The sequence below is a fragment of the Serratia sp. CY40230 genome (assembly GCF_052168835.1).
Lineage (GTDB): Bacteria > Pseudomonadota > Gammaproteobacteria > Enterobacterales > Enterobacteriaceae > Serratia > Serratia nematodiphila.
On sequence record NZ_JBJNLX010000003.1, the window covers coordinates 641,352 to 650,529 of the forward strand.

A 9,178-nucleotide genomic window follows, 5' to 3' on the forward strand; every position below is an offset into this window, starting at 1 on the left:
TTACCGCTGCTCAGTCCGACAGGCTGACGACCACGGTACCGATTTCCGGATGACTGAAACTGCTGATATGGTCCAGACGCAGGTCGCGCTGCTGGCCGTTCTGTTCGATGGTCAGATACTCAACGCGTTTCTTTTGCAGCAGGTCGATCGCCTTGGCCTCGATCACTTCTCCGTCGCGTAACTCCAGCTTCAGAATAAGTTTATGCTGACAGGCGAGTTCCAGGTTGTCGTAGTCATCGCAATTGATGGGTTGGTACTCATCATTCATCAACATAGTCGCTCACCAATAAGTTAGCGGCGGCAAAGGCCGCCTGTTCCCTAACGGAGGACGGTAGCGCGTGGTTCGCTGCGACATCGTCCAATGCCTTTAACGCACAAGCCAGCGCATCAGGCACGTAGCCAAGATCTCCACTGCCAATCTCGGCGTAAGTACGGCGTACTAACTCACAGTATTGTTGCACAGTTTCCTCCCTTAAGAACCTCTGCATCATCAAGACCGCTCTCGCGATGAGGCGCAGGCTCTCGGAGTTTTATCCTATCCTAGACGACTATAGCACAGCTGTTATGGAGTTATCAGCACCCCGACACGCCTTTCGTTCTGCGCCGAGCCGGGCTGCGCTGGCGGCGTTCGCCCCTGATCAAGTACACTGTCGCCGGATAATAACGAGGTCACCCATGGCGCTGAAAGCAACCATTTATAAAGCCGCGGTCAATATCGCTGATATGGATCGTCACTTCTATCACGACGCCACGCTGACGCTGGCGCAACACCCGTCCGAAAATGAACAGCGCATGATGCTGCGCCTGTTGGCCTGGATCTGCCATGCCGACGAGCGGCTGGTGTTCACCAAAGGGCTGAGTGCCGACGATGAGCCGGAGATCTGGCAGCGCAACGACCATAACGGGCTGGAAATGTGGATCGAGATGGGGTTGCCCGACGAGAAGCGCATTCGCAAGGCCTGCAACCAGTCGCCGCGCGTGGTGCTGTACGCCTATGGCGAGCGCGCCGCGCACGTTTGGTGGCAGGCGATGCAGGGCAAAGTGGCCGGTTACAAGAACCTGAGCGTGCGTTTCCTCGATGACGAGCAGCTGGCGCGGCTGACGGCGCTGGCCAGCCGCACCATGACGCTACAGGCGACGCTGCAGGAGGGAACTATTTGGCTGTCCGATGCTCAGAATAGTCTGGAAATCCAGTTTGCCGAGTGGCAGCGGGCGCAGGTGTGACCGGTGCTGGAACTGTCAAGAAACGTCGCCATACCGGATAATGAGCTGGAATTGACGGCGATCCGCGCGCAGGGCGCGGGCGGCCAGCACGTGAACAAAACCTCAACGGCGATCCATTTGCGCTTTGACATCCGGGCATCCAGCCTGCCAGAGTATTATAAGGAAAGGCTGCTGGCGCTGAATCACCATTTAATTACCGCCGATGGCGTGGTGATTATCAAGGCGCAAGAGTATCGCAGTCAGGAATTGAATCGCGAAGCGGCGTTGGCCAGGCTGGTCGCGTTGATTCAGCAGGCGATGGTGGTGGAAAAAACGCGCAAGGCGACCAAGCCGACGAAAGGAGCGAAACTGCGTCGCCTGGAAGGCAAGACGCGCAAAGGCGCCACCAAGGCGCTGCGTGGCAAGGTTCGCACTTAGGAATACATGAACACAGTAGGAGAATAACTGTGAAGAAAATTACGATAGCCCTGTTCCTCGCGGCAGGCGCACTCTCGTTGTTGGGATGCAACAATCATTATCAGCCGAAGGAACAACCGCTGCAGGCAATGCCGCAGAGTTACCAAGGGGTGTTGCCTTGCGCTGATTGCGGCGGTCTGGATACGGCGCTGTTCCTGGATGAAGACGGTACTTTTGTGCTGCAGGAAACCTATCGCGGCAGCAAAGACGGCGATCAGACCTTTGCCGACTACGGCAAATGGGCGCGCACCGCGGATAAGCTGGTGCTGACCGACAGCACCGGCGAGAAACGCTACTTCCGTCCGGTGGGCAAGAGCCTGGAGATGCTGGATCGCAGCGGCGCGCCGATCGAGTCCAAGCTGAATTACCGTCTGGAGCCGGTCGAAAAGCCGTTGCCTAAAACCCCGATGGTGATGAAAGGCAGTTACAGCTATATGGCCGACGCGGCGGTGTTCAAAGATTGCGCCACCGGCATCACTTTCCCGGTGGATAACAACATCGCGCTGGAGCAAGGTTACGCCAAGGCCAATAAGACTGCTGGCGAGCCGGTGTTCCTGACCTTCAACGCGCACTTCAGCGTGCAGCCGTCGATGGAAGAGGGGCAGATTGAAAAAGCGGTGGTGCCGGACGGCAAGATCGCGTTCGACCGCAGTAAAAGCTGCAGCAGCAAGTAACGCGTTTCGGATATAAAAAAACCCGCCTAGGCGGGTTTTTTTATTCTCTGGCGATCTACGCTTAGCGTTTGATCTGGCCCAGCAGGAAATCAACGATTTCGCCGGTTTTGATCATCTGCTTCTCGCCGATGCGGCGGTTCTTGTACTCGATCTCTTCGTTGTCGAGGTTACGATCGCCGATAACGATAGAGTGCGGCACGCCGATCAGTTCCATATCCGCGAACATCACGCCCGGACGCTCTTTGCGGTCATCGAGGATCACGTCGATGCCGTGGGAACGCAGGGTGTTGTACAGCTCTTCTGCCAGCGCCTGTACGCGGAACGACTTGTGCATGTTCATCGGCAGAATAGCGACCTGGAACGGCGCGATGGCGTCCGGCCAGATGATGCCGCGTTCGTCGTGGTTCTGCTCGATGGCGGCGGCCACGACGCGCGTGACCCCGATGCCGTAGCAACCCATGGTCAGCACCTGGTTGCGGCCATCTTCGCCTTGCACGGTCGCTTTCATCGCTTCCGAGTACTTGGTGCCGAGCTGGAAGATATGGCCCACTTCGATGCCGCGTTTGATCAGCAGCGTACCCTGACCGTCCGGGCTGGCGTCGCCTTCCACCACGTTACGGATATCGGCCACCTGCGGCAGCGGCAGATCGCGCTCCCAGTTGATGCCGAAGTAGTGTTTGCCGTCAACGTTGGCACCGGCGCCGAAATCGCTCATCGCCGCCACGCTGCGGTCGGCAACTACCGGCATCGGCAGCTTGACTGGGCCAAGCGAGCCTGGGCCGGCGCCGACGATGGCGCGGATCTCTTCTTCGGTGGCGAAGGTCAGCGGCGCGGCAACCTGCGCCAGCTTCTCGGCCTTGACTTCGTTCAGTTCGTGATCGCCGCGCACCAGCAGGGCGACCAGCTTGTGGCCGCTCTCTTCGGTGGCGCGCACCATCAGCGTCTTCACGGTTTTTTCCACCGGCAGCTGGAATTGCTCGACCAGCTCGGCGATGGTTTTGGCGTTCGGCGTATCCACCAGGCGCAGCTCTTCGCTGGCTGCGGCGCGCGGCTCTGCCGGCGCGACCGCTTCCGCCAGCTCGATGTTAGCGGCGAAATCGGAACCGGTGGAGAACACGATATCGTCTTCACCGCTCTGTGCCAGCACCTGGAATTCGTGCGAGGCGCTGCCGCCGATCGAGCCGGTATCCGCCTGCACCGGGCGGAAATCCAGGCCCATGCGGCTGAAGATTTTGCTGTACGCTTCGTACATTGCGTCGTAAGTCTCCTGCAGAGACTCCTGTGAGGTGTGGAAGGAGTAGGCATCCTTCATCAGGAACTCACGGGAACGCATCACGCCGAAACGCGGGCGCACTTCATCACGGAACTTGGTCTGGATCTGGAAGAAGTTCAGCGGCAGCTGCTTGTACGAGCTGATCTCGTTGCGGATCAGATCGGTGATCACTTCTTCATGCGTCGGGCCCAGTACGAACGGACGATCGCCGCGGTCGACGAAGCGCAGCAGCTCGGGGCCGTATTGCTCCCAACGGCCGCTTTCCTGCCACAGATCGGCAGGCTGAACCACCGGCATGGAAACTTCGATCGCGTTAGCATTATTCATTTCTTCGCGAACGATGTTTTCAACCTTTTTCAGAACGCGCAGGCCGGTCGGCAGCCAGGTGTAAAGACCGGAGGCCAGCTTGCGGATCATCCCGGCGCGCAGCATCAGCTGGTGGCTGATCACTTCGGCGTCGGCAGGTGTCTCCTTCAGTGTGGAGAGCAGATATTGGCTAGTACGCATGGTGTTTTGGTTCCGTTAGAACTGCAAATTGCATCGGGCTGCCAGAGTGGCGGCCAAAAGTGACAAAAGTGGTTTAGTTTACCAGCGTGAGCGGGTCGCCAAAAGAGAGGCGGCGGAATTTTAACGCGGGTCGAGCGCCAACACTTCGGTGTGGCCGTCCACGACACGCCAGCGCACGTTGAAATCCAACAGCCAGACGGCGTAATCCCGTTCGATGTCCTCTCCTTTACGATAGGCGGGACGGGGGTCCTGTGCCAGCACCTGGCTGATAAAACGCCTTAATTGCGGGTAGCGCGCCTGATGTTGCTGCAGCTGTTGCTCGGCCTGCGGTGCGAAACGCACCGGCATATCGCCGGCGGGCGCGGCCTGGGCAAAGCCGGCGCGGGCCTGCGGCTGGCTCTCGGCGAACGGCAGATAAGGCTTGATGTCCACCACCGGGGTGCCGTCGACCAGGTCGAGGCTGCCCAGTTCCAGCGCCACTTCACCGTTTTTCACCCGCACGCCCTTCAGCTCAATGAGCGACATGCCGAGCGGGTTGGGGCGGAAGGTGGAGCGGGTGGCGAACACGCCCATGCGGGCATTGCCACCTAAACGCGGTGGGCGTACCGTCGGGCGCCAGCCGCCCTCCATGGTTTGATGGAAAATGAACATCACCCACAGATGGCTGAAATCGCTGAGACCGCGAACCGCTTCCGCCTGGTTGTAGGGCGGCAGCAGCAGCAGTTCGCCGCCACCGTCTTCGACCAGCCCCGGTTGGCGGGGCACGGCGAATTTCTCTTTATAGGGCGAGCGGATCACGCCGATCTGCTCAAAAACGAATTCGGTCATTTAGACGAGACGTTAAGCGCCGAGCCTTGGCAAACGGCCTGCTGGTAACAACCGGCGACGCCGCTGACAATCTGGCAGTCGTGCAGCAGCACGGCGTTGGCCTTCATGTAAGACGCACGGATTTGCATGCGTTTACGGGCGGTGGCCAGATTCGGTGGGGAGTCTTGCACGGTGGTTTGGCACGATTCGCCGGACACTTCACCCAGATCGCGGAACGGCTTGCCCACGAGTTCTTCTGCACTTTTATACAGTTTTACCGGTGCGGGGCGGGCGGCCGGCGTAGTTTTGGCCGGAGCGGTGGTGGTCGGCTTGCTGGTGCTGCTTGTTGAGGACGGCGCGATACGCTGCGATGAACATCCGGCCAGCGCGAGCGCTAACAAACAGAGAGGTAAAACACGCATTGAGATTCCTCTGCCTTAATGAAAGTGGCGCTATTGAAGCAAGCTATGGCGGAAATAACAAGACGGGCCTTGGCCCGTCTTGCAATTATAGGAATAAAATGGGTGAATAAGCGCTTACCAGCCTTTCACCGCGCCGCCGTTGAAGATTTTGTTGGCGGCCGCGTCAACTTCGTCAGACTGATAGGCCTGAACGAATTTCTTCACGTTTTCCGCATCTTTGTTATCTTCGCGCGCAACCAGCAGGTTGACGTAAGGCGAGTCTTTATCTTCCACGAACAGACCGTCTTTCGCCGGCGTCAGGCCGATCTGGCTGGCGTAGGTGGTGTTGATCACCGCCAGCGCGATCTGCTGATCGTCCAGAGAGCGCGGCAGCTGAGGCGCTTCCAGCTCAACCAACTTCAGGTTTTTCGGATTCTCGGTCACGTCCAGCACGGTCGGCAGCAGGCCAACGCCCTCTTTCAGCTTGATCAGACCAACTTTCTGCAGCAGCAGCAGCGAACGGCCCAGGTTGGTCGGATCGTTAGGCAGCGCGATCTGCGAACCTTCTTTCAGCTCGTCCAGCGATTTGATTTTCTTGGAGTAACCGGCGATCGGGTAAACAAAGGTGTTGCCGACCGGCACCAGCTTGTAGCCGCGATCTTTGATCTGCTGATCCAGATATGGCTTGTGCTGGAAGGCGTTCAAATCGATATCGCCTTTGCTCAGCGCTTCGTTAGGCAGCACGTAGTCGTTGAAGGTGACCAGTTCAACGTCCAGACCGTATTTCTCTTTCGCCACTTTCTGCGCCACTTCAGCCACTTGCTGCTCCGCACCGACGATCACGCCGACCTTGATGTGGTTCGGATTCTTTTCATCCTGGCCACAGCCCGCCAGAGCCAGCGTGCCGATCAGTGCGCCAATTGCCGCGATGGATTTAAATTTTAACGACATATCCCTTCCTCATTAGACTCGCATTAACATGCGGTGAAATTATTTATGGGTAACGGCTTTGACGATGCGATCGCCGCAGAATTGGATCAGATAAACCAAAACTACCAGTAATACTAATACGGTATTCATCACTGTGGCGTTATAACCGATATAACCGTATTGGTAACCGATTTGGCCCAGACCGCCGGCGCCGACAGCGCCGCCCATGGCGGAGTAGCCCACCAGGGTGATCAGGGTGATGGTCGCGGCGTTAACCAGGCCCGGCAGGGCTTCCGGCAGCAACACTTTCTTGATGATCTGCATCGGCGTGGCGCCCATGGCGCGCGCGGCTTCCACCAGGCCGGACGGGATTTCCAGCAGGGCGTTTTCCACCATGCGCGCGATGAACGGCGCGGCGCCCACCGTCAACGGCACGATGGCCGCCTGCAGGCCGATCGAGGTGCCGACGATCATGCGGGTAAACGGAATCATCCAAACCAGCAGGATAATGAACGGAATGGAACGGAAGATGTTCACCAGCCCGGACAAAATTTTATACAGCGAATTGTTGGCGATGATCTGCCCCGGGCGGGTGACATACAGCAGCACGCCTACCGGCAGGCCGAGCACGAAACCGAAGAAGCCGGAGACAAAGGTCATCATGACGGTTTCCCACACGCCACGCGCCATCAACCACATCATTGCCTCAGACATAACCCAGAACCTCTACTTTTACCTGATTTTCTTGCAGGAACTTAATCGTCGCCAGCGCGTCTTCGTCGCTGCCGTGCAGCTCCGCCAGCATCACGCCGAATTTCACGCCGCCGGCATAATCCATCTGGGCGCTGATAATGTTGTTGTTCACGTTGAAGCGGCGAGCGGCTTCAGACAGCAGCGGCGCATCGACCGACTGACCGGTGAACTCCAGGCGCAGCAGCGGCTGGCGGTCGCCCTGACGCTCCGGCGACAGGCGCGCGGCGTAGTCGTCCGGGATATCCAGATGCAGCGTGGACTGAATGAACTGCTGAGCCAGCGGGGTTTTCGGGTGTGAGAACACTTCGCTGACGCTGTCTTTTTCGATCAGCTGCCCCTGGCTGATGACCGCGACCTGGTCGCAGATGCGTTTCACCACGTCCATTTCGTGGGTTATCAGCAGAATTGTCAGGCCCAGACGGCGGTTGATGTCTTTCAGCAGCTCCAGGATGGAACGGGTGGTGGCCGGATCCAACGCGCTGGTGGCTTCGTCGCACAGCAGCACTTTGGGATTGCTGGCCAGCGCACGGGCGATCGCCACGCGCTGTTTCTGGCCGCCGGACAGATTGGCCGGATAGGCGTCGTGTTTGTCTGCCAGGCCGACCAGCTCCAGCAGTTCGGTCACGCGCTTTTTGATCTCGGCGCGCGGCGTATTGTCCAGCTCCAGCGGCAGCGCCACGTTGCCGAACACCGTGCGGGAAGAGAGCAGGTTGAAGTGCTGGAAGATCATGCCGATTTGGCGACGGGCGCGCGTCAGTTCGCTTTCCGACAGAGACGTCAGATCCTGGCCATCGACCAGCACCTGGCCGGAGGTAGGGCGCTCAAGCATGTTGGCGCAGCGGATCAGCGTGCTTTTGCCTGCGCCGGAAGAGCCGATAACGCCATAGATTTGCCCGGCAGGGACGTGAAGGGTCACGTTAGAGAGCGCGGTAATGGTGCGCGAACCCTGCTGGAACACTTTAGTGATGTTAGAAAGTTTAATCATATTCTTCTTATTTTAGCGTGGTTGCCCGTGGCTAGATAAAAGTAAACCTCGGCGTGGAACCAAGGTATGGATCAGATGTTAAGGCGTCTAGACGTCTAAGTCAACGGCCAGCGACGTTCTCCGGCGTTCTCAGTGCGGGGTAAAACATGCGATACTGTCAGCGTATTCAGCCCCTCAGGAGCAAAGCGGTGACACAAAGCGTTCCAGCAATTTTTCTCGATCGTGACGGTACGATTAACGTTGACCATGGTTATGTCCATGAAATCGACAATTTCCACTTTATTGACGGCGTGATTGACGCCTGTCGCGAACTCAAAAAGATGGGGTTCGCGCTGGTGATGGTGACCAACCAGTCGGGCATTGCGCGCGGCAAGTTCAGCGAAGACCAGTTTATGTACCTGACCGAGTGGATGGACTGGTCGCTGGCCGATCGCGACGTCGACTTCGACGGCATCTATTTCTGCCCGCATCATCCGGAGGCAGTAGTGGAAGAGTATCGTCAGGTTTGTGACTGCCGTAAACCGCAGCCGGGCATGCTGCTGCAAGCGCAGCAGGAATTGAACATCGATATGGCCGCTTCTTATATGGTGGGCGATAAACCGGAAGATATGCAGGCGGCGATCGCGGCCGGCGTCGGCACCAAGGTGCTGGTGCGTACCGGCAAGCCGGTGACGGAGCAGGGTGAAAAGCTGGCCGATTGGGTGCTAAATAGCCTGGCGGACCTGCCGGCAGCCATCAAAAAGCGGGTTTAATAGGCGTTACGAATGAATAGTGAGCGGTCAGATAAAAAATGCATATTATCGCTTGTCATTCTGAACCGGCTCCCTATAATGCGCCTCCATCGACACGGCGCAAGTGATTCACTTCACACAGCGGCCGGGAAGAAAGAGAAAAAATCCTGAAAATTAGGGTTGACTCTGAAAGAGGAAAGCGTAATATACGCCACCTCGAGTTAGCAAGCGAAAGCGCCTAACTCACTGCTCTTTAACAATTTATCAGACAATCTGTGTGGGCACTCCACAAGACGATATCCAGCATCTTCGGATGCAAAAAAATATCAAGTCTTGAAGAGTGACTAACTGAAGTAAAATTCATGCAGTAAATCTTTGAGCATCGCTTCTCGAGTGGAAGCAAATCAAGCTTTTAATTGAAGAGTTTGATCATGGCT

At 57.6% G+C, this 9,178-nt stretch carries 12 protein-coding genes; 4 read left to right on the plus strand and 8 right to left on the minus strand.

Annotated elements, in window-relative coordinates:
• Window positions 1-10: 10 nt before the first annotated feature.
• Together rof and ACJ8IJ_RS14600 are read right to left on the minus strand one after the other, a co-directional pair.
• Window positions 11-274, minus strand: a complete 264-nt coding sequence (gene rof, locus ACJ8IJ_RS14595; RefSeq protein ID WP_004931991.1) for a Rho-binding antiterminator — start codon at window positions 272-274, stop codon at window positions 11-13.
• Window positions 261-461, minus strand: coding sequence for a YaeP family protein (locus tag ACJ8IJ_RS14600; protein ID WP_033652508.1), 201 nt, complete (start codon window positions 459-461; stop codon window positions 261-263). The genes rof and ACJ8IJ_RS14600 overlap by 14 nt, the downstream gene beginning before the upstream one ends.
• A gap of 214 nt (window positions 462-675) precedes the next feature.
• Between ACJ8IJ_RS14600 and ACJ8IJ_RS14605 the strand changes: the two genes are divergently transcribed.
• The 3 genes from ACJ8IJ_RS14605 to nlpE are packed head-to-tail and all read left to right on the plus strand — an operon-like array spanning window position 676 to window position 2,354.
• Complete coding sequence (locus tag ACJ8IJ_RS14605) at window positions 676-1,224, plus strand: YaeQ family protein (RefSeq protein WP_015378883.1); 549 nt, start codon at window positions 676-678, stop codon at window positions 1,222-1,224.
• Window positions 1,225-1,227: 3 nt separating this feature from the next.
• The gene (arfB, locus tag ACJ8IJ_RS14610) at window positions 1,228-1,641 is read left to right on the plus strand and encodes an alternative ribosome rescue aminoacyl-tRNA hydrolase ArfB (protein ID WP_004931997.1); all 414 of its coding nucleotides are present in this window, start codon (window positions 1,228-1,230) and stop codon (window positions 1,639-1,641) included.
• Window positions 1,642-1,670: 29 nt separating this feature from the next.
• Window positions 1,671-2,354, plus strand: coding sequence for an envelope stress response activation lipoprotein NlpE (nlpE, locus tag ACJ8IJ_RS14615; RefSeq protein ID WP_004932000.1), 684 nt, complete (start codon window positions 1,671-1,673; stop codon window positions 2,352-2,354).
• A gap of 61 nt (window positions 2,355-2,415) precedes the next feature.
• Here nlpE and proS read toward each other — a convergent pair whose 3' ends face one another.
• The 6 genes from proS to metN form a co-directional block, all read right to left on the minus strand.
• Window positions 2,416-4,134 (minus strand): proline--tRNA ligase, encoded by a 1,719-nt coding sequence (gene proS, locus ACJ8IJ_RS14620; RefSeq protein WP_004932002.1) that lies wholly within the window; start codon window positions 4,132-4,134, stop codon window positions 2,416-2,418.
• 120 nt (window positions 4,135-4,254) lie between these two features.
• Window positions 4,255-4,962 (minus strand): tRNA (N6-threonylcarbamoyladenosine(37)-N6)-methyltransferase TrmO, encoded by a 708-nt coding sequence (gene tsaA / locus ACJ8IJ_RS14625; RefSeq protein WP_004932003.1) that lies wholly within the window; start codon window positions 4,960-4,962, stop codon window positions 4,255-4,257.
• Entirely contained in the window at window positions 4,959-5,363 is a 405-nt protein-coding gene (rcsF, locus tag ACJ8IJ_RS14630; protein WP_004932006.1) for an Rcs stress response system protein RcsF, read from the minus strand. Before rcsF ends, tsaA begins: the two co-directional genes overlap by 4 nt.
• Window positions 5,364-5,477: 114 nt before the next feature.
• Window positions 5,478-6,293, minus strand: coding sequence for a MetQ/NlpA family lipoprotein (locus tag ACJ8IJ_RS14635; RefSeq protein ID WP_280631260.1), 816 nt, complete (start codon window positions 6,291-6,293; stop codon window positions 5,478-5,480).
• Between the two features lie 39 nt (window positions 6,294-6,332).
• Window positions 6,333-6,986 carry a methionine ABC transporter permease MetI gene (locus ACJ8IJ_RS14640; protein ID WP_004932010.1) on the minus strand — a complete coding sequence of 218 codons (654 nt, stop codon included), beginning with the start codon at window positions 6,984-6,986 and terminating at the stop codon, window positions 6,333-6,335.
• On the minus strand, window positions 6,979-8,010 hold the full coding sequence (metN, locus tag ACJ8IJ_RS14645; RefSeq protein WP_325960620.1) for a methionine ABC transporter ATP-binding protein MetN: 1,032 nt from the start codon (window positions 8,008-8,010) through the stop codon (window positions 6,979-6,981). The genes ACJ8IJ_RS14640 and metN overlap by 8 nt, the downstream gene beginning before the upstream one ends.
• A gap of 188 nt (window positions 8,011-8,198) precedes the next feature.
• On the opposite strand from metN, the gene gmhB reads away from it, so the two are divergent.
• Window positions 8,199-8,762: a D-glycero-beta-D-manno-heptose 1,7-bisphosphate 7-phosphatase gene (gene gmhB, locus ACJ8IJ_RS14650; RefSeq protein WP_015378880.1), complete on the plus strand. Its 564-nt coding sequence runs from the start codon at window positions 8,199-8,201 to the stop codon at window positions 8,760-8,762.
• The last annotated feature ends 416 nt before the right edge of the window (window positions 8,763-9,178 follow it).

Excerpts from the sequence above, each read along its gene's own strand:
- rof (WP_004931991.1), bottom strand. The coding sequence starts at position 274 with ATGTTGATGAATGATGAGTACCAACCCATCAATTGCGATGACTACGAC.
- ACJ8IJ_RS14605 (WP_015378883.1), top strand. The coding sequence starts at position 676 with ATGGCGCTGAAAGCAACCATTTATAAAGCCGCGGTCAATATCGCTGAT.
- proS (WP_004932002.1), bottom strand. The coding sequence starts at position 4,134 with ATGCGTACTAGCCAATATCTGCTCTCCACACTGAAGGAGACACCTGCC.
- tsaA (WP_004932003.1), bottom strand. The coding sequence starts at position 4,962 with ATGACCGAATTCGTTTTTGAGCAGATCGGCGTGATCCGCTCGCCCTAT.
- rcsF (WP_004932006.1), bottom strand. The coding sequence starts at position 5,363 with ATGCGTGTTTTACCTCTCTGTTTGTTAGCGCTCGCGCTGGCCGGATGT.
- ACJ8IJ_RS14635 (WP_280631260.1), bottom strand. The coding sequence starts at position 6,293 with ATGTCGTTAAAATTTAAATCCATCGCGGCAATTGGCGCACTGATCGGC.
- ACJ8IJ_RS14640 (WP_004932010.1), bottom strand. The coding sequence starts at position 6,986 with ATGTCTGAGGCAATGATGTGGTTGATGGCGCGTGGCGTGTGGGAAACC.
- metN (WP_325960620.1), bottom strand. The coding sequence starts at position 8,010 with ATGATTAAACTTTCTAACATCACTAAAGTGTTCCAGCAGGGTTCGCGC.